This window comes from Hominisplanchenecus faecis (assembly GCF_020687205.1).
In the GTDB taxonomy this organism is placed as follows: Bacteria; Bacillota; Clostridia; order Lachnospirales; family Lachnospiraceae; genus Hominisplanchenecus; species Hominisplanchenecus faecis.
In genome coordinates this window covers 1-19,118 of sequence record NZ_JAJEQE010000026.1, presented here as the reverse complement: position 1 = coordinate 19,118, position 19,118 = coordinate 1, and the positions used below count along the sequence as shown (strand labels likewise).

Below are 19,118 nucleotides of genomic sequence, written 5' to 3'. Positions count from 1 at the left end.
AGCGGATTGTTTTCAAAGCCATTATAAAAATCACGCGAAGAAGCATTAATTACAAAAAACAATTGAATTTTTCAGACAGTTATATTAGAATAGAAGTATAGTTTGTACGGTAAGGACGTGAAAAGAATGGCAAATATCAGTAATACACAATATTTCAAAGTAAATACAGATCCGGAATATCGCGTAAAAGAGATCCTGGATACTGTTTATGACGCAATGGCAGAAAAGGGCTATAATCCGGTGAACCAGATTGTAGGCTACATTATGTCAGGCGATCCTACTTATATCACCAGCTATAAAAATGCAAGAAGCATGATCATGAAAGTGGAACGTGATGAGCTGGTAGAAGAACTTCTGAAGGAGTATATTAAAAACAGAACATGGGAACAGAAGTAAAGAAAAGAGCACTCGGACTGGATTACGGCTCCAAGACGGTTGGAGTCGCAGTCAGTGACGGGCTTGGGATTACTGCACAGGGTGTGGAGATCATCCGCAGGACTCAGGAGAACAAACTGAGGAAGACGCTGGCACGGATCGAAGAACTGATCGCAGAGTATGATGTCGGGATCCTGGTGCTTGGATACCCGAAAAATATGAACAATACCGTGGGAGACCGTGCGGAAAAATCTCTGGAATTTCAGAAAATGCTGGAGAAGCGTACCGGTCTGCCGGTTGTGATGTGGGATGAGAGACTGACCACAGTAGAGGCACATCGGACGATGATGGAGAGCGGCGTGCGAAGAGAGGACCGTAAGAAGTATGTGGACAAACTTGCAGCTGTCTATATTCTTCAGGGTTATTTAGATCATGAAGGAATGAAAAGGGAAAGGACGCAGCCAGAGTGATTTGAAGCAGGGCTGCAACAGGTTTATTATGGAGAAAATTACATTTACACTGGCGGACAATCAGATGGTTGAGTTTTATGTACTGGAACAGACAGTACTTGGCGGCATCAGCTATATTCTGGTAACGGATTCCGAGGACGATGAGGCAGAAGCACTGATCCTGAAAGATCTGTCAAAGCCAGGTGAGGATGAAGCGTTATATGAGATCGTGGATGACGATGATGAATTAGAGGCAGTTTCAAAAATCTTCCAGGAAATGCTGGATGATATTGAATTTGAATAAAGAGCCTGAACGGAAAAGAAACAGGAGGTAAAAATTTTTGAAAAATATTAACAATTCCAAATTGAGGATCATTCCTCTGGGCGGTCTGGAACAGATCGGCATGAACATTACTGCCTTTGAATTCGAAGACAGTATTGTTGTGGTTGACTGTGGGCTGTCCTTTCCTGAGGACGATATGCTGGGGATCGACCTTGTGATACCGGATATCACATACCTGAAAAACAATGCACATAAAGTAAAAGGTTTTGTCATTACGCATGGTCATGAGGATCATATCGGAGCATTGCCATATGTATTAAAAGAACTGAATGTTCCGGTCTATGCGACAAGACTTACGATCGCACTGATCGAGCATAAGCTCAAAGAGCACAATCTTCTAAAGTCCGTAAAGAGAAAAGTCGTAAAACACGGACAGTCGATCAATCTTGGGAAATTCCGCATTGAGTTTATCAAGACAAACCACAGTATTGCAGATGCTTCTGCACTTGCAATTTATTCACCGGCAGGTATCGTGGTGCACACCGGTGACTTTAAAGTGGATTACACTCCGGTATTCGGAGATGCGATCGATCTGCAGCGTTTTGGAGAAATCGGCAAAAAGGGTGTGCTGGCACTGATGTGCGATAGTACCAATGCAGAGCGAAAAGGATTTACGATGTCCGAGCGTACCGTTGGTAAGACGTTTGATAATATTTTCGCAGAGCATAAAAATACAAGGATTATCATTGCAACGTTTGCATCCAATGTGGACCGTGTACAGCAGATCATCAATTCTGCCTATAAATATGGACGCAAATGTGTGGTAGAGGGTCGCAGTATGGTCAATGTTATCAGCACAGCGGCAGAGCTTGGCTATCTGAACGTGCCGGAGAATACCCTGATCGAGTTGGATCAGATGAAGAATTATCCGGATGAGCAAATGGTGCTGATCACAACCGGAAGCCAGGGCGAGTCCATGGCGGCACTTTCCCGTATGGCATCCAACATGCATCGTAAAGTGCAGATCAAGCCGGGCGATACCGTTATTTTCAGCTCCAACCCGATCCCGGGAAATGAAAAAGCAGTTTCCCGAGTGATCAATGAGCTTTCGATGAAAGGGGCGGATGTTATTTTCCAGGATGCCCACGTATCCGGCCATGCATGTCAGGAAGAGATCAAGCTGATCTATTCTCTGGTTCATCCGAAATATGCGATTCCGGTGCATGGTGAATACCGTCATCTGAAAGCACAGGCACAGGTTGCGGAGAGTCTTGGTATTCCAAAGGATAATATTTTCCTGTTGTCCTCAGGAGATGTTCTGGAGTTAGATGAAGAAAAAGCACAGGTTGTAGACCGTGTACAGACCGGAGCGATCCTGGTAGACGGACTGGGTGTTGGTGATGTCGGAAATATCGTTCTTCGCGACAGACAGCATCTGGCGGAGGACGGTATTCTGATCGTGGTACTGACGCTTGAAAAATACAGCAATCAAGTTCTTGCAGGTCCGGATATTGTATCCAGAGGATTTGTATACGTCAGAGAATCCGAAGGACTGATGGATGAAGCAAAACATGTGGTAGAAGAAGCTATTGAGGACTGCATGGATCGAAGAGTGACCGACTGGGGACGTTTAAAGACAGCAATCCGTGACAGCTTAAGCGAGTTCCTCTGGAAGAGAACAAAGAGAAGCCCGATGATCCTGCCGATCATTATGGAAGTATGATGGGGCTGATAGAAAATGGATGAAATAAAGGAATATACGGTGCAGCTTTCGGCTGCACTTCGCGGAAGCGAAGCGTACAAAGCGTTTCGGGAAGTGAGCAGAAAAGTATCCGAAGAGCCGCAGCTTCGACAGAGGCTGGATGAGTTCCGCAAAAAGAATTATCTGCTTCAGAATGGAAGCAATGCTTACGATCTGTTTGATGATGTGCAGAATCTGGAGCGGGAATACGAAGATATGCGGAAGAATCCGGTTATACAGGAGTATCTGGCAGCGGAGCTTCAGATATGCAGGATCATTCAGAGATGTGCGGATGAGATACTGACATCTGTGGATATGGAAATTGAAAATTTTGCAGATATCATAGAAACGGACTAGTACTGTTCCTTGCAGGATTAATGTACTGGTAAGACAGGAGAGGGTGCATGAAAGAGAACAGTGCAAAATCAATTGCAGTCGGCATTGCCGTGAAAATCGTATTGCTGGCGGTTCTTGTGCTTGTTCTGATTTTTACCGGCAGACGGGCCTACACATTCGGATATCAGATATTTGCACAGGAAGCGATGAGTGAGGCTCCCGGAAAAAAGGTAGCAGTTACGATCACCAAAGATATGTCCTTTGGTGAAATCGCAAAGCTTCTGGAAGAGAAGAAACTGATCAAAGATAAGAATGTTTTTCGCATTCAATATCTGCTTTCTGAATATAAAGGAGAAATTGAGCCCGGAAGCTATGTACTGAACACCTCACAGACAGCAAAAGAGATGCTGAGAGTACTGAGCCGGGCGGATGAAAAAGAGACTGAGACGGAGTAACGATATGATAGTAGATGAAAGAATGACAGCTTTTATCAACTCCCTGGATACGGGAAATACCCCCCTCCTGACGGAGCTTGAGGTAAAAGCACTGGAAGATCATGTGCCGATCATACGAAGAGAAATGCAGAGCTTTCTCAAGGTGCTGCTGCAGATGCAGCGTCCGGTCAATATATTGGAAGTAGGGACAGCAGTTGGATTTTCCACACTGCTGTTCTGTGAATATGCACCAAAAGAAGCCAAAATCACAACAATTGAAAAGTATGAAAAACGCATTCCGATCGCAAAAGAAAATTTCAGAAAAGCCGGGAAGGAGTCACAGATCCGTTTTCTGGAAGGGGATGCCACAGAGATTCTTGCAGAACTTGAGGGTTCTTATGATTTTATCTTTATGGACGCTGCAAAAGGGCAGTATATTCATTTTCTGCCGGATGTGATGCGTCTGCTGAAAGTCGGCGGCATCCTGATCTCGGATAATGTGCTGCAGGATGGTGACATTATCGAGTCCCATTATGCAGTAGAGCGAAGAAACAGGACAATATACAAACGGATGCGGGAGTATCTCTATGAACTGAAACATAATGAGCATCTGATGACCAGCATTGTGCCGATCGGGGATGGAGCAACACTCAGCGTGAAAATAAAGGAATAGATAAATGGGAGGAAGAACGATGAGGAAACCGGAATTGCTGGTGCCGGCAAGTAGCCTGGAAGTATTAAAGACGGCGGTCATCTTTGGAGCGGATGCCGTTTACATTGGAGGCGAAGCATTTGGACTGCGTGCAAAAGCCAAGAATTTTTCGATGGAAGATATGAAAGAGGGCATTGCCTTTGCCCATGAGCATGGCGTGAAAGTTTACGTGACAGCCAATATCCTGGCACACAACCGGGATCTGGAGGGCGTTGAGGAATATTTCAGAGAATTAAAAGAAGTGAAACCGGACGCACTGATCATTGCCGATCCGGGGGTGTTTGAGATCGCAAAACGTATCTGTCCGGAAATCGAACGCCATATCAGTACCCAGGCGAATAACACAAACTATGCTACCTATCATTTCTGGCATACACTGGGAGCGAAGCGAGTGGTTTCTGCAAGGGAGCTTTCCATGCAGGAAATCAAAGAGATCCGTGCAAACATTCCGGAGGGTCTGGAGATTGAGACCTTTGTGCATGGAGCTATGTGCATTTCTTATTCCGGAAGATGTCTGCTCAGCAGTTATTTTACAGGCAGAGATGCCAACCAGGGAGCCTGTACGCATCCGTGTCGCTGGAAATATGCAGTTGTGGAAGAGAAACGACCGGGTGAGTATCTTCCGGTTTATGAAAATGAAAGAGGCACCTATATTTTTAATTCCAAGGATCTTTGCATGATCGAACATATCCCGGATCTGCTTGATGCGGGGATTGACAGCTTTAAGATCGAAGGCAGAATGAAAACGGCCCTCTATGTGGCAACGGTTGCAAGAACGTACCGCAAAGCGGTCGATGATTATCTGGAAGATCCAAAACTTTATGAAGAGCATATGCCGTGGTACCGCACACAGATTGCAAGCTGTACCTACCGTCAGTTCACGACCGGTTTCTTTTATGGAAGACCGGATGAGAACACGCAGATATACGATAACAATACTTACGTGAAAGAATATACCTATCTTGGTATCGTCGGGGAAGTCGATGCAGAAGGTCGCTGTCGCATTGAGCAGAGAAATAAATTCAGTGTCGGTGAACAGATTGAGATCATGAAACCGGACGGTCAGAATGTAGAGGTTACAGTAAAGAGGATCCTCAATGAGGACGGTGAAGAACAGGAAAGTGCACCGCATTCCAAACAGATCCTGCATATAGAGCTGGAAGGCGGCAGGGCAGAAGCATATGATATTTTAAGAAGAAAAGAGTAAGATGACCCAAAAAGCTTTAGATGAGAAAACAATTAAATGAAAGAAAATAGTCCTTTATAAACGAAAAGATGCGAATCCGCAATGGACTCGCATCTTTTTTGCTGTATGATGATCAAACTTTCTTATTTCAGCTTCAGTTTTTTGCTCATGCCACTCTTGGTCAGCTTCTTCTGGAAAGCAGCCGCTTTTTTCTTATTGTTCCGGATGCTCTTTGGAACACTTACGGTCACTTTGGAAGCCGTCTTTTTGAAGGCTTTGGATTTAATCGTTTTTACAGAAGTTCCCTTGAAAGTTACTTTTTTAAGTTTCTGGCATCCGTAGAAGCTGTTTTTGCCAATGGACGTAACATTCTTTCCGATAATGACAGATTTCAAATTTTTGTAGTTTTTAAATGCATTTGCCTGGATCTGAGTTACCGTAAAGGTGGTTTTGCCTGCAGCATCTTTTACAGTGTTTGGAATCGTTACTTTTGTTACTTTACCCGGTTTTCTGTCTGTTCCCTTGACAACGGCTACCGTCTTTTTGGAAACATTCAGGACTTTGTACTGGATGTTTTTAACCTTAAAGGTGTCACCTTTTTTGAGAGCTGGAGTGGAAGGTGTCTGCGGTTTGTCCGTAGAAGGTGTGTCCGGTTTGGTGTTTGGAGTCTCTGTTTCTTTTGTATTCGGAGTTTCGGTTTCTTTCGGAGAGTCCGGAGTTTCCGTTTCCTCCGGGATCAGCGGTACATTTTTCAGAACAACAGAATAAGTTCTGCGACTCTTTCCGTCTTCAGCTACGGAAACAATTTTGATTTCGCGGTTGCTTACCGGGATAACGGTGACGGAAGCATTTTCCGGATTGGTGAAGCTCAGTCCGTCAAAGGAAGTTTCTTCGATCTCGAAGCTGTTATCGGTTCCCGGAGTAAGTTCGGTATTGCCAATCTTGATTGCACTTAAATCTGCACTTGTCTTTGCATAGTAGGAAGTGCTAGGACTCATCACCTCACATTCATTCAGACCGATGTAACCGGTATAGCTGAAGGTGATGCGGATTGCGATCGGGTTGATCGTTTCTGCAAATTTGTAGCTCAGACCTTTGGTCCACTGATGCAGAGAAGAATCATTGATCTCTTCCGGTTCACCGACCGGTGTGATTTCTTTCCAGTCATTGGAAACAATTTCGCCGTTTTCATAACCACTGCTCAGTGTATATTCAAATTTTACCTTTGTCGGCAGTGTAGAGAGAGAATCGGTGGCTGGCTGATAGAAATAGAACAGGTTGATCTGGTTGGTAGCAACCGCAGTTGCCCAGTCCATGGTGATCACAGCATCGCCGTGTGTGGAATCGTTTCGCTTGCCCCAGGTACTCCAGCGGGAGTCGCTGTAACCATTGTCAGAACGATTTCCGTCAATGATGGCTCTCAGTGTATCATTGTATGGTCCGTTGTCAGTCAGATGCAGGGCAGCAGTTGCCACGTTATCGTATTTGTCAACCTCCGGTTCTGCAACACGTACGCTTGCAGTGATCGGGTAGGTCTCACCAAAAGCAGAAACCTTGCCGTTGATGGTTACAATATCACCAATATTTTTGAAAGTATCTGCGGTGACACCGTTCATATCCCAGGTAATCTCGCGTGCTTCAAAAGCAGTTCCGTCTGCGTAGTAAGTCATGGCAGTTTTTGGAAGTTCCGGAATGGTATTTGGTTTTGTGATGCAGGAATAATTTTCTGCAACTTTGATCTTGCCGTAAATATGTGCGGTTATGTAAACATCTACGGTTTCTGTTCCGTCTGTGAAGGAACCTTCAATACGGAAAGAACCTGCTGTTTTCAAAGATGCTTTGTCATAGGTGCCCCATGTGATCTTGCAGGTTTTTGTTGTTCCGTCTGCATAAGAAGCAGTCACACTTGCAGGAAGCTCAATGTCAGAAGATCCGACCGGTGCATACAGATGTTTTGTCATACGGTAGCTTGTCATGGAAGTGTTGCTGCCATCCGAAGCACTGACGGTTGTTACGGTAGCTTCACCGCCGGTCAGACTGTCGGATTCTGCTTTTACGGTAAAGTTTCCGGCTTTGTTTGTAGAACGTACGATCACCAGAGCTTTTCCGGCATAGGCATTGATGTTTGCGGAAGTTGTGCCAGTGAGGACAGAAGCCTGCTGATATTTGCTTACTGTTGCCTGGTCACCGTTGTCAACACCAACGATCTCACCGTCGCCGGTCAGAGTGAAGCGGATGTTGTTTGTTGCAGTTGTGTCCAGATTTCCGTTTGCATCGGTGACATCTACTGTGATGTAAGAAAGACTGCTTCCATCAGCGGTGATGGTTTCTTTATCTTTGCTTACAGCAAGCTTTGCCGGTGCGTCCGGTGTGCTGACAGAAGAAGTTCCGTTCACCTCTGTGATCTCTTTGCCAGATTCATCGTAAGCTTTTGCAGAGATCGTTCCCTTTTCGTAAGCTACGTTGAATACACTGTACAAAGATGTGGAATTTGTTCCGGACCCAGTTGTACATACGCTGCTGTCATCGGACTGTGTTGTGTAGGTATAATATTTATGACCTGCTGCGGTTGTGTTGACTTTACGTGTTGCAGTACCGACTTTTTTGCCATTGCGGTAAAGTTCCACTTTTGCAGCATTGGAGTAAACCCATACCGGAGTTTTGCCGTTCTTGTTGATCATATTGTCGCTGTCCCATGCAGTTACAAGATGAAGGGTCGTGTCATCCTGTTTCCACTGGCTTCGATACAGATAGTAAGTATCTTTTGGGAAACCGGTTGTTTCAACGATGCCGAAGTAGCTGCTGTTCGGATAAGGATTGCCGCCGGATACGGAACCAGTGCCGGTACCGTTCCAAGGAGTCGGTTCACCGATGTAGTCAAAACCGGTCCATACACATTCGCCGGCAACTTTATCTTTCGTTACGGTATCCCAGATAGAGTCATGGGCTGTTTTACCCCAGCCTACTTTGGAAGTATCATAAGATGTCAGATGGAGTTTGCCGTCTACGTTCTGGTTGTTTGCGGTAGAAACATAAATACCGCGGCTGTTGGTAGCTGAAGAAGTCTCACTTGCCAGGATCACGCCGCCGTTATAGTCTGCAAGACGGTCAAGATCGCTGCTGCTTGCGTAATTGTAACCGGCAATACCGCCGCTTGCAACAACTTTAGCCATGGCACCGGCAATATTTCCGATCGTTGTTTTGCGGTTGCTTCCGAGAGTCGCCGGATGCTGCGTATCTACTTCTTTGATCCAATTGATCAGGTTCTCGGCGATGGTCGGATAGTTTGCAGTACTTCCGGAACATCCCTCGTCAATCTCATTGCCAAGAGACCAGAGGATCACAGAAGGATCGTTGCGGTCACGTTTTACCATGGATTTGATGGCAAATTCTGCCCAGGTCATGGAAGTGTCACCGTCCAGGATCTCATTGTCACCGGTCAGAGTCTTGTTAAAGTAAACGGAGAAATCGTTGCTGTTTCCGTTCTTTGCAAGTTCCCATCCGTCAAAAGCTTCTTCGATCACAAGGATACCAAGTTCATCGCAGATATCGATGAAATCTTCGTCATACGGATTGTGTGTAGCACGGATCAGGTTCACGCCCATATCTTTCAGAATGGAAAGCTGGCGATACATGGCATCGTAGTAGGCAGCAGAGCCGAGAGCTCCCTGATCGTGATGCATGCACACACCGTTCAGTTTTACATTTTTACCATTTAAAGAAAATCCTGTATTTTTTGTAAATTTATACCAGCGGAAGCCAAATGCGGTATCATAAGTATCGATCACATTGCCGCCGGAAAGGATCTCTGTGCGTACATAGTACTGCGTCGGATCATCCAAAGACCAGAGGGACGGATTGGTGACAACGTTGTTTGTAGAAGCTTCCGCAGAAGAACCGGCTTCAACCGTCAGAGTAGTTTCGGCAGACTCTGAAACTTTCTGGTCTTTTTTGTCGTAAACGGTATTGCGGACAGTGATGTTTGCAGAAGAGGTTCCACTGTTTGCAACCTTTACTTTTGCAGAAACAGTTCCGACACCATTTTCGATATCCGGGGTTGTGATCTGTGTGCCGTTCTGGCTTACATGGATTTGATCGGCAACGATCAGTTTTACATCACGGTAGATACCGCTTCCGGAATACCAGCGGCTGGAAGGAAGTTTGTTGACAACTTTGACAGCGATCACGTTGTCTGTGAGACCGTCGCATACCAGATATTTGCTGATATCAAAAGCAAAAGAGGTGTATCCGTAGTGGTTTTCACCAACCTGTTTGCCGTTGACATAGACATAGGCATTCTGATAAACGCCGTCAAAACTCAGGATAACAGACTTTCCGTCACATCCTGAAGGTACGGTAAAGCTTTTACGGTACCATCCGGTTCCGCCCGGTAAGAATCCGCTTTCTGCTTCGCCGGATGTTGTGAAATTCTGGCTGATGCTGAAATCGTGCGGAAGGGTTACGGCATCCCAGGAACCGTCATTGAAAGAGGTGCTTTCTGCACCGGAAGGATCAGAAAGGGAAAATTTCCATCCATCATTAAAAAGGGTACTTCTTTCGGAACCAAGTCCGGAAAGGGCAATTTCCTCTTCCTGTGTGAAGGTCGTGCCGGAAGTGGCAGCGTATCCATATGCACCCGGGATTGCCGGAACGCACAGGGCAACTGACAGCATAACGGCCATCAATTGTTTCATTCTCTTTTTCATAGAACTCTCCTTTGAATGAATATAGAATCTTTGGTTGCAGACGTTGTAGCATACAGAGTGCAAATATGCCAGAACTCATATGCGTTCGACTTGAAAAGGGCAAATTTGTTTCTGATGTACAAACGTGTGTTACAATTTTAACACTAACAGGTAAAAATGACCATACCTAAAATAAAAAATATGGCAACTGTGAAAAGATTTCACAATTACCATATAAAATCGGTGAAAATTTGTCTTAAAGAAGAACTGTTCAAGAATGGAACTGCATTTTTACAAGACAGATTTCACTTTTTGTTCCAAGACGCATATTCGGTCCCCATACACCGGCACCTGAGGTAACAACACTGTAGGCATTTCCTTTTTTCAGAAGACCGTAAGGATTCTCCCACATCAGCGGCAGGAGCAGATTGCCGGGGAAAAGCTGCCCGTTGTGCGTATGACCGCCAAGGATCAGATCAGCACCGGCATCCGCAAGAAGCGAAAGTTCTTTTGGCTGATGGTCGATGATCAGGATCGGTTTGGACTTGTCCAGATGTTGTGTAAGCTGATTCGGAGTTAAGCGTTCTTTTTCGGAAATCAGTTTTTTGCAGCGTGCAGGATCTTTTCTTCCGATTAGATAGAAGTGGTTCTTGATCAGACGGACTTCGTCATCCAGCAGAGTCATGCCGGCATCGTGAAAAAACTGCTCAAACCGTTCATCGGCATTTTCTTTCTGTCCGCCGAAGGTAAAACCGGCGAGAATCGCCTCGTCCAGATCGTGATTTCCATAGCAGCAGTAAGTTCCGTACGTGCTTTTCAGAGCGGATAAAATGGATGCACATTTTTGAGGATGTTTTATCGCATGAAAATCATTGTCAAACGTATCCCCTGCCACGATGATCAGATCCGGCTGCAGTTTGTTGATCCGTTTTACAAGGCGTTTCAGAAAAATTTCGTCTGTGTTATAGCCCAGATGCAGATCGGCAATCAGGGCAATCTTCAGAGTGTCATGTCCGCTGCAGCTTTTGGCAGAGGAGATATTCCAGGTTGTTGTGTAGAGTTTTTTGGCATGAAAAAATCCATAAAAACTGAAAAAAAGGATCAGAACGCCGGTAAAAAAGCCGGTGGCTGCAAACATCAGTTTGGAATGAAACCAAGAAGCATCGGCAAGCGGAGAAAAATAGAGCAGGATGCGGATGAAATCTGCAATGCCGATACCGATCAGGGCATAGAGAAATGTGCCCAGCCACAGATTGCTGATGTGTTTTAAAGTCCGATGCAGTCCATCCGGCTTTTTGATCAGAAAAGAAGACAGCAAAGTGGTAGCTGTCAGAATGTACAGGGCAGAAAATCCATAGCGGAAAGCAGCCAGAGCAAAAATATTATTGCAGACGGCCATCCATTTTAACATCCAGTTTAAAACATAAAAGCACACCGCAAGATAAAAGGGTGCAAGAAAAAGTGCGGCCATAAGAATCTCCTTTGTGATCGTGAAACTTTACTTTCTGTGATGCCAGGGTCAAAAGACCTTTTGATCTCAATATCTTTTCTGTCAGTATAGCACAGGATTAAAAAAGAAAAAAGTGGAAAGGCACAGCAAAAAGAAAATCAGCATATGATAATATAAATCTGCTTCGAGGTTTTTCTTTGAAGACATTTCCAAAACCACTTACCGTCAAAGAAGAAAAATACTATCTCCAGAAGTATAAAGAAGGCGACGAGGAGGCAAAGCAGATTCTCATTGAACGTAATCTGAGGCTGGTTGCCCATGTGGCTAAAAAGTATCAGCATCCGGATGAAGATGCAGATGATCTGATATCCATAGGGACGGTTGGCCTTATCAAGGCAGTCCTGACCTTTGATCATACGAAAAACAACAGACTGGCGGCCTATGCGGCAAGATGCATTGACAATGAACTGCTGATGATGCTGCGGTTAAAAAAGAAGACTTCAAAAGAAGTCTCTCTCTACGAACCGATCGGTATGGATAAAGAAGGAAATGAAATCTGCCTGGTAGATATCGTGGAAGGAAAAAATACAGACCTGGCAGAGATGATCAATAAAAAGCAGGAAATCCGTGAAATGTATCATTATATGGCACAGTTAAATGAAAGGGAGCGACAGATACTGAGTCTGCGTTATGGGATCTTTGGACAGAAGGAAACAACACAGCGGGAAATTGCACAGAAACTTGGTATTTCCAGGTCGTATGTCTCCAGGATTGAGAAAAATGCCCTGAGCAAACTGCGTTCCTGTTTTCGGGAAAAAGGAAAAACAGGCATACGCGAAAGCAGATGACAGGAAAAAAAAAGCGTGTTACACTGTGCGAAGGAGGAAAAGAACGTGATCTATCTTATGAGAACAAAAGAAAGAATGGAAAAAAGTGCCGCACGGCATAAAATACAGAGCAATATGGCAAAAAGAGTACTCCTTTACGGCATCAGAAAAGAATATTCGTTAAAGGAACTGCCGGCTATTGGAAAAGGAATCTACGGAAAGCCTTACTTTCCGGAATACCCGGAGATTTGTTTTAATTACAGTCATGCGGATGCCGGCATTTTATGCGGGATTGCAGAAACACCGCTTGGCGTGGACATAGAACGTCTGATCCATCCGACGGAACGTCTGATCCGTGCGGTATGCCATGAAAATGAAAAAAAGATGTTACTCGCAATCGAAGATCCTGCCGTGCAGATCAGATATTTCAGCAAAATCTGGACGGCAAAAGAAAGTTATCTGAAATGCATCGGAACAGGCATCCGGCAGAAGCTTTCGAATCTGGATCTTTCCGAAGTGCTCGATGGAAAGACCTATGAGGAAGTGTATCATTTTTTCTTTCTGGACGGAGAAGATTTTCAGGCGGCAGTCTGTCTGAAAACAAAAAAAATGCTTTCGAACCTTTCTGTTATTTATATGGAAGAAAATGAAAACAATAATCTGTAACGTTTGAAAAGAAAGTGTTGCATTTTAAAAGAAAATATGATAAACTGGAAACAATCTATCATTATTTCCGCCATTTCGGCACATTATCACAACGAATCAAAGGAGAAAAGAATATGTTCAGCAGAGTCTTATCCGCAGCCATCTGCGGAATCCAGGGTCTGCCGATTTTTGTAGAAGCAGATGTCAGTGAAGGGCTTCCGGGATTTTCCATGGTGGGAGATCTGTCAGCGAAAGTAAAAGAAGCACAGGATCGGGTTATGACAGCATTTCGCAACAGCGGAATCCAGCTTCGTCCGAAAAGAATCACAGTCAATCTCTCTCCGGCAGACATACATAAAGACGGCAGCAGCTATGACCTTCCGGTAGCACTTGCCATTCTTGCAGCGTACCAGCTTTTGCCCATGGAGACTTTAAAAGGTGTCCTGGTGGCAGGTGAGCTGGGATTAAATGGAGAAGTCAAAGGGATCAAAGGGGCGTTGCCCATTGTTCAGCTGGCAAAAAAAAACGGATGTCATACCTGTATCCTGCCGGAGAGAAACCGCACAGAAGGAGAAATGGTATCGGATATCCACATTGTCGGAGTAAGTACCTTAAAAGAAGTATTGCACTATCTTCAGAAAGGCACAATCCCCGGGAAAATCAAAAAAGATGTATATAATATAGAAGAAACAGAAATTCCTGATTTTGCAGATATTCACGGTCAGAGTGCAGTGAGGAGAGCCGCAGAGATTGCGGCCGGCGGAAGACATCATTTTCTGATGATGGGACCGCCCGGAGCCGGGAAATCGCTGCTTGCAAAATGTATGCCGGGTATTCTGCCGTCCCTGACAATGGAAGAGAGTCTGGAAGTATCTTCCATTTACAGTGTGGCAGGTTTACTGTCCAGTCAACAGGCGCTGATCAGAAACCGTCCATTCCGTGCACCGCACCATACCATATCGCCTTCTGCCCTGGCAGGCGGAGGCAGGATTCCGCGGCCGGGAGAGATCAGTCTTGCACATAAAGGTGTCCTGTTTTTGGATGAACTGGCAGAATTTAAAAGAGAAACGATCGAAATCCTGCGGCAGCCTATGGAGGAGCGAAGAGTCCATATTTCAAGAGTGTATGGGAGCTATGTGTTTCCGGCAGACTGTATGATCGTTGCAGCCACCAATTTCTGCAAGTGTGGGAATTTTCCCAATCTTGAGAAATGTATCTGCAGTGAGGCGGAGATACGCCGTTATCAGAGCCGGATCAGCCGCCCGATCCTTGACCGCATGGATATCAGTGTGGAGGCCGTAAGAGTAGATTACGATGCACTGATCTGTGAAAAGAAGAGTGAAGATTCCAAGACGATACGAAAAAGAGTTGAGCTGGCGGGGCAGATCCAGAGGGAGCGTTATCGGGATACCGGTTATCGCTATAATGCCGATCTGGATGCGGCGGGTATTAAAAAATATTGTAGGACCGGAGAAAAAGAAAAGAAAGTTTTACGGGATGCTTATGAGAAAATGGATCTTACGGCAAGAGCGTGTCATAAGATTTTGAAGGTAGCCCGTACTATTGCGGATATGGAGCAGAAAGAACAGATTGCCGAAGAACATCTGTATGAGGCGATCGGTTACCGCATTTTTGAACAGCGGCAGATCTGGAGGTGAGACAGAAGGGATGCAGGAAAAAGAAGAAAAAACAGAGGATGAAAAACGGAGAGAAAAATGGTTCTGGCTTTGCAGTATCTTAAGCTTTGGAAGAAAAGAAAAACAGATGCTGCTGGATTTTTTCGGTACGCCGGAAGAAATATGGCAGGCCGATGAAAGAGAAATCGGTGAAGTTTTTTGGAAAAATGAAGAACATAAGAAAGCCTTTTTTCGTGAAAAAGCTGCCTGGGATGCGAAAAAGGCATGGAATGAAATGCAGAAAAAAGGCATACGTTTTATCAGCTGTGAAGATACATCCTATCCGCAGAAATTAAAAGAAATTTATGATTATCCGTTCGGACTTTTTATAAGAGGTGAGCTTCCAAAGGAAAATGAGAAGACCGTGGCGATCGTCGGTGCCAGACTGTGCAGTGCCTATGGCAGACATTTTGCGGTAAAGATCGCAGAAGAGCTGGCAGGATATGATATTTCACTTGTAAGCGGCATGGCAAGAGGAATCGATGGCACTGCCCAGAGAGCTGCCATAAAAGGAGGCGGAAAGAGCTATGCGGTACTTGGATGCGGACCGGATATCTGTTACCCGATGCAGAACCGGGATCTGTATCAGAATTTACTGAAAAATGGAGGAGTCTTATCGGAATATCCGCCGGGAAGCAGTCCGCTTCCTTTTCATTTCCCAATGCGAAATCGCATTATTAGTGGCCTTTCGGATTTGGTGATCGTGATAGAGGCAAGAGAAAAAAGCGGATCACTCATCACAGCAGATCAGGCACTGGAACAGGGCAGAGATGTTATGGTGTTGCCGGGCAGAGCCGGAGATGCACTCAGTGCCGGATGCAACCGCCTGATCGACCAGGGAGCCGGCATTTTTCTCTCCACAGATCAGATCCTGGAACGTCTTAAAATTAAGAAAAAAAATCATACAAACACAAAAAAAACATACATTGCACTTGAAAGCGAAGAAAATTTGGTGTATAGTGTTCTGGAATTTCAGGCGAAAAATCTTCAGAGCATAGCAGATGAGACAAACCTCACCCCGCAGAAAGTAAGTGCAATACTGGTTCGCCTGATGCTGTGCGGGCTTGTTGCGGAGGATGTAAAAAATCATTATTCGAAGGTCTGAGGAAAAACAATAAGCACTGTGAAAGCCGTTGCACCGATTTTGGGCGTAAACAGTTGAAAAAGGGGTAAACATATGGCAAAATATCTGATTATTGTTGAGTCACCTACCAAAGTAAAAACCATCAAAAAATTTCTTGGCTCTAACTATGATGTCGCAGCATCAAACGGACATGTACGTGATATGCCAAAAAGTCAGCTGGGGTTTGATGTTGAAAATAATTATGAACCGAAATATATTACCATACGCGGAAAGGGAGATATTCTGGCAGCACTTCGCAAGTCTGTAAAAAAGTCAGATAAAGTATATCTTGCAACGGACCCTGACCGCGAAGGAGAAGCAATCTCCTGGCATTTATCAAAGGCACTGAAACTGGAAGAAAAAGATATCCACAGGATTACCTTCAATGAAATTACGAAAACAGCTGTAAAAGAATCTCTGAAACATCCGCGTGCGATCGATATGGATCTGGTGGATGCACAGCAGGCAAGACGTATGCTGGACCGTATGGTTGGATACCGGATCAGTCCGCTTCTGTGGGCGAAAGTCAAACGAGGCTTAAGTGCAGGCCGTGTACAGTCTGTCACTCTACGGATCATTGCAGACCGCGAGGAAGAAATCGCAGCCTTTATACCGGAAGAATACTGGACCCTGGATGCCGATTTTACGATTCCGGGAGAGCGAAAACCGCTGACTGCCAGATTTTACGGTACGGAAAAAGAAAAGAAAACGATTCATTCAAAAGAAGAGCTGGATACGATCACGAAAAAGCTGGAAGGTGCAAAGTACCAGGTGGCGGAAGTGAAAAAAGGAGAACGTACCAAAAAAGCTCCGGTTCCGTTTACAACCAGTACGCTTCAGCAGGAAGCTTCCAAGGTGCTGAATTTCTCCACACAGAAAACCATGCGTGTTGCACAGCAGTTATATGAAGGAGTGGATGTAAAGGGCAGCGGGACCGTTGGTATCATCACCTATCTGCGTACGGATTCCACGCGTATTTCCGATGAAGCCGATGCATCAGCGAGAGCTTATGTCGAAGAAAACTACGGAAAAGAATACGTTTCTGCAGCTGTGCAGGAGAAAAAGAGCGGTAAAAAGATCCAGGATGCTCATGAGGCAATCCGTCCGACGGACATCACGAGGACACCGTTTGCTTTAAAAGAATCGCTCACAAGAGATCAGTTCCGTCTGTATCAGCTGATCTGGAAACGATTTGCCGCAAGCCGTATGGCAAATGCACAGTATACTACGACTTCCGTTAAAATCGATGCAGCCGGATACCGTTTCCATGTATCCGCCTCCAAGAAAAAATTTGACGGTTTTATGGCAGTTTATGTGCAGGACGAAGAAGAAAAGGGCGAGGGAAATCTTCTCGTGAAAGAAATTTCCTCAGAGACACAGCTGAACTTTAAGAGTTTTGAGGAAAAGCAGCATTTTACACAGCCGCCGGCACATTATACAGAGGCCGCTCTTGTCAAAACGCTGGAAGAGCTTGGAATCGGACGTCCAAGTACTTATGCACCGACGATCACCACGATCATCAACCGCCGCTATGTGGCAAAAGAAAATAAAAACCTGTATATGACAGAACTTGGAGAAGTCGTAAACAATATCATGGTACAGGCATTCCCGAGTATTGTGGATGTCAATTTTACAGCAAACATGGAATCTCTGCTGGATAAAGTGGAGGAAGGCGTGGTCAACTGGAAAACGGTTGTCAGCAATTTCTATCCGGATCTGGACGAAGCAGTTTTAAATGCAGAGAAAGAACTTGCAAAAGTCAAGATTGAAGACGAAGTGACCGATATTGTCTGTGAAGAGTGCGGCCGCAACATGGTCATTAAATATGGTCCGCATGGCAGATTCCTTGCCTGCCCGGGATTCCCGGAGTGCCGAAATACCAAACCCTATCTGGAAAAGATCGGTGTGGCATGCCCGAAATGCGGCAAAGACATTGTGCTTCGAAAGACCAAAAAGGGTAGAAAGTATTATGGATGTGAAAATAATCCGGATTGTGATTTCATGTCCTGGCAGAAACCTTCCAAAGAAAAATGTCCGAAATGCGGAGGCATTATGGTTGAGAAGGGAAATAAGCTTCTTTGCATCAATGAAGCATGCGGTTATATTGAGAATAAATTTCAAAAAGAATAATTGTGCGAAATTTCACGCCAGAAAAGCAAAAAAAGCTGCTGTTTGCAGCTTTTTTGCGTTAAATATATTGAAAATTCAAAAGAATTATGATAAATTAAAAATATGCCAAGAATAGCAGGGGAAATCGTGCAAAAGACAAAAAAGGCAGAAGGGAGAAGAGCGATGAGTGTACAGTTATTAGACAAGACTCGAAAAATCAACAAACTTTTACACAACAACAACAGCAGTAAAGTCGTATTCAATGATATCTGTGAAGTACTGTCAGAAATTCTGGAGTCCAATGTGCTTGTGATCAGCAAAAAAGGAAAAGTACTTGGAATCAGCATCACACCAAACGTAGAAGAAATCAAAGAACTGATCGATGATGAAGTTGGGGGCCACATTGATGAACTTCTGAATGAACGTTTTCTGGGTGTTTTATCTACAAAAGAAAATGTCAATCTGGAGACACTGGGATTTGAAAGCGGAGATGTGAAAAAATATCAGGCGATTATCAATCCGATCGATATTGCAGGAGAGCGTCTCGGTACGGTATTTATGTACAAATGCGGAGAAGGATATGATATTGATGATATCATCCTCAGCGAGTATGGTACGACCGTGGTCGGTCTGGAAATGATGCGTTCTGTGCATGAAGAGAATGCGGAGGAGAATCGTAAAGTTCAAATCGTAAAATCAGCTATCAGTACACTTTCTTTCTCAGAACTTGAGGCGATCATCCATATTTTCGATGAACTGGACGGAACAGAAGGCATTCTGGTAGCCAGCAAGATCGCAGACCGTGTCGGAATCACACGTTCGGTTATTGTAAATGCACTTCGGAAATTTGAAAGTGCAGGTGTGATTGAGTCCCGTTCCTCCGGAATGAAAGGAACGTACATCAAAGTCCTGAATGATGTGGTATTTCAGGAACTGGATGATATTAAAAAGAAACGAAAAGAGAACGCCCAGGGATAAGCACGTAAAATTGTTTTATCTCAGTCGAGAAAACTCCCACTTCTGCAAGTGGTGAGTAATAACAAGTCTTTCTCAGTGGGAGTACAATCTCCGACTGAGATAAACGCTC

Annotated in this window: 16 protein-coding genes; 14 read left to right on the top strand and 2 right to left on the bottom strand. The window is 44.7% G+C overall.

All coding sequences use genetic code 11. The annotated features are described in order from the left end of the window. Nucleotides 1-126 precede the first annotated feature (126 nt). From LKD42_RS08680 to LKD42_RS08645, 8 genes are read left to right on the top strand one after another with little or no spacing between them, the layout of a single operon-like run. The gene (locus tag LKD42_RS08680) at nt 127-396 is read left to right on the top strand and encodes an IreB family regulatory phosphoprotein (RefSeq protein ID WP_022118857.1); all 270 of its coding nucleotides are present in this window, start codon (nt 127-129) and stop codon (nt 394-396) included. After that, nucleotides 381-845: a Holliday junction resolvase RuvX gene (gene ruvX / locus LKD42_RS08675; RefSeq protein WP_022118858.1), complete on the top strand. Its 465-nt coding sequence runs from the start codon at nt 381-383 to the stop codon at nt 843-845. The genes LKD42_RS08680 and ruvX overlap by 16 nt, the downstream gene beginning before the upstream one ends. Nucleotides 846-873: 28 nt before the next feature. Continuing rightward, a complete protein-coding gene (locus LKD42_RS08670) occupies nt 874-1,128 on the top strand; it encodes a DUF1292 domain-containing protein (protein WP_147631627.1) in 255 nt (84 codons plus the stop codon). Nucleotides 1,129-1,165: 37 nt separating this feature from the next. Continuing rightward, nucleotides 1,166-2,830, top strand: a complete 1,665-nt coding sequence (locus tag LKD42_RS08665; protein ID WP_022118860.1) for a ribonuclease J — start codon at nt 1,166-1,168, stop codon at nt 2,828-2,830. 15 nt (nt 2,831-2,845) lie between these two features. After that, nucleotides 2,846-3,205 carry a YlbF/YmcA family competence regulator gene (locus tag LKD42_RS08660; protein ID WP_147631626.1) on the top strand — a complete coding sequence of 120 codons (360 nt, stop codon included), beginning with the start codon at nt 2,846-2,848 and terminating at the stop codon, nt 3,203-3,205. 47 nt (nt 3,206-3,252) lie between these two features. Further along, the gene (locus tag LKD42_RS08655; protein WP_248835450.1) at nt 3,253-3,639 is read left to right on the top strand and encodes an endolytic transglycosylase MltG; all 387 of its coding nucleotides are present in this window, start codon (nt 3,253-3,255) and stop codon (nt 3,637-3,639) included. Between the two features lie 4 nt (nt 3,640-3,643). Continuing rightward, complete coding sequence (locus tag LKD42_RS08650) at nt 3,644-4,291, top strand: O-methyltransferase (protein WP_147631675.1); 648 nt, start codon at nt 3,644-3,646, stop codon at nt 4,289-4,291. A 19-nt stretch (nt 4,292-4,310) separates the two neighbouring features. Beyond that, complete coding sequence (locus LKD42_RS08645) at nt 4,311-5,537, top strand: peptidase U32 family protein (RefSeq protein WP_248835449.1); 1,227 nt, start codon at nt 4,311-4,313, stop codon at nt 5,535-5,537. Between the two features lie 122 nt (nt 5,538-5,659). Here the strand turns inward: LKD42_RS08645 and LKD42_RS08640 are convergent, their stop codons facing one another. Continuing rightward, entirely contained in the window at nt 5,660-10,222 is a 4,563-nt protein-coding gene (locus tag LKD42_RS08640; RefSeq protein WP_248835448.1) for a glycoside hydrolase family 2 TIM barrel-domain containing protein, read from the bottom strand. Between the two features lie 250 nt (nt 10,223-10,472). Continuing rightward, entirely contained in the window at nt 10,473-11,672 is a 1,200-nt protein-coding gene (locus tag LKD42_RS08635; RefSeq protein ID WP_248835447.1) for a metallophosphoesterase, read from the bottom strand. A 176-nt stretch (nt 11,673-11,848) separates the two neighbouring features. Between LKD42_RS08635 and sigK the strand changes: the two genes are divergently transcribed. The 6 genes from sigK (at nt 11,849) to codY (ending at nt 19,009) form a co-directional block, all read left to right on the top strand. Next, nucleotides 11,849-12,499 carry an RNA polymerase sporulation sigma factor SigK gene (sigK, locus tag LKD42_RS08630; protein WP_147631621.1) on the top strand — a complete coding sequence of 217 codons (651 nt, stop codon included), beginning with the start codon at nt 11,849-11,851 and terminating at the stop codon, nt 12,497-12,499. A gap of 114 nt (nt 12,500-12,613) precedes the next feature. Beyond that, nucleotides 12,614-13,144 carry a 4'-phosphopantetheinyl transferase family protein gene (locus LKD42_RS08625; RefSeq protein ID WP_173887176.1) on the top strand — a complete coding sequence of 177 codons (531 nt, stop codon included), beginning with the start codon at nt 12,614-12,616 and terminating at the stop codon, nt 13,142-13,144. 113 nt (nt 13,145-13,257) lie between these two features. Next, nucleotides 13,258-14,781 (top strand): YifB family Mg chelatase-like AAA ATPase, encoded by a 1,524-nt coding sequence (locus tag LKD42_RS08620; protein WP_248835446.1) that lies wholly within the window; start codon nt 13,258-13,260, stop codon nt 14,779-14,781. Continuing rightward, nucleotides 14,732-15,904 (top strand): DNA-processing protein DprA, encoded by a 1,173-nt coding sequence (gene dprA, locus LKD42_RS08615; protein WP_226911816.1) that lies wholly within the window; start codon nt 14,732-14,734, stop codon nt 15,902-15,904. Before LKD42_RS08620 ends, dprA begins: the two co-directional genes overlap by 50 nt. 72 nt (nt 15,905-15,976) lie before the next feature. Beyond that, entirely contained in the window at nt 15,977-18,052 is a 2,076-nt protein-coding gene (gene topA, locus LKD42_RS08610; protein WP_248835445.1) for a type I DNA topoisomerase, read from the top strand. 162 nt (nt 18,053-18,214) lie between these two features. Continuing rightward, the gene (gene codY, locus LKD42_RS08605; RefSeq protein WP_022118873.1) at nt 18,215-19,009 is read left to right on the top strand and encodes a GTP-sensing pleiotropic transcriptional regulator CodY; all 795 of its coding nucleotides are present in this window, start codon (nt 18,215-18,217) and stop codon (nt 19,007-19,009) included. Nucleotides 19,010-19,118 lie beyond the last annotated feature (109 nt).

What these genes read in the sequence shown, in the direction of transcription:
- LKD42_RS08620 (WP_248835446.1), top strand. Translation starts at nt 13,258, where the DNA reads ATGTTCAGCAGAGTCTTATCCGCAGCCATCTGCGGAATCCAGGGTCTG.
- LKD42_RS08650 (WP_147631675.1), top strand. Translation starts at nt 3,644, where the DNA reads ATGATAGTAGATGAAAGAATGACAGCTTTTATCAACTCCCTGGATACG.
- LKD42_RS08635 (WP_248835447.1), bottom strand. Translation starts at nt 11,672, where the DNA reads ATGGCCGCACTTTTTCTTGCACCCTTTTATCTTGCGGTGTGCTTTTAT.
- LKD42_RS08655 (WP_248835450.1), top strand. Translation starts at nt 3,253, where the DNA reads ATGAAAGAGAACAGTGCAAAATCAATTGCAGTCGGCATTGCCGTGAAA.
- LKD42_RS08680 (WP_022118857.1), top strand. Translation starts at nt 127, where the DNA reads ATGGCAAATATCAGTAATACACAATATTTCAAAGTAAATACAGATCCG.
- ruvX (WP_022118858.1), top strand. Translation starts at nt 381, where the DNA reads ATGGGAACAGAAGTAAAGAAAAGAGCACTCGGACTGGATTACGGCTCC.
- LKD42_RS08625 (WP_173887176.1), top strand. Translation starts at nt 12,614, where the DNA reads ATGGCAAAAAGAGTACTCCTTTACGGCATCAGAAAAGAATATTCGTTA.
- LKD42_RS08645 (WP_248835449.1), top strand. Translation starts at nt 4,311, where the DNA reads ATGAGGAAACCGGAATTGCTGGTGCCGGCAAGTAGCCTGGAAGTATTA.
- dprA (WP_226911816.1), top strand. Translation starts at nt 14,732, where the DNA reads ATGAGGCGATCGGTTACCGCATTTTTGAACAGCGGCAGATCTGGAGGT.
- LKD42_RS08670 (WP_147631627.1), top strand. Translation starts at nt 874, where the DNA reads ATGGAGAAAATTACATTTACACTGGCGGACAATCAGATGGTTGAGTTT.
- codY (WP_022118873.1), top strand. Translation starts at nt 18,215, where the DNA reads ATGAGTGTACAGTTATTAGACAAGACTCGAAAAATCAACAAACTTTTA.
- topA (WP_248835445.1), top strand. Translation starts at nt 15,977, where the DNA reads ATGGCAAAATATCTGATTATTGTTGAGTCACCTACCAAAGTAAAAACC.
- LKD42_RS08660 (WP_147631626.1), top strand. Translation starts at nt 2,846, where the DNA reads ATGGATGAAATAAAGGAATATACGGTGCAGCTTTCGGCTGCACTTCGC.
- LKD42_RS08640 (WP_248835448.1), bottom strand. Translation starts at nt 10,222, where the DNA reads ATGAAAAAGAGAATGAAACAATTGATGGCCGTTATGCTGTCAGTTGCC.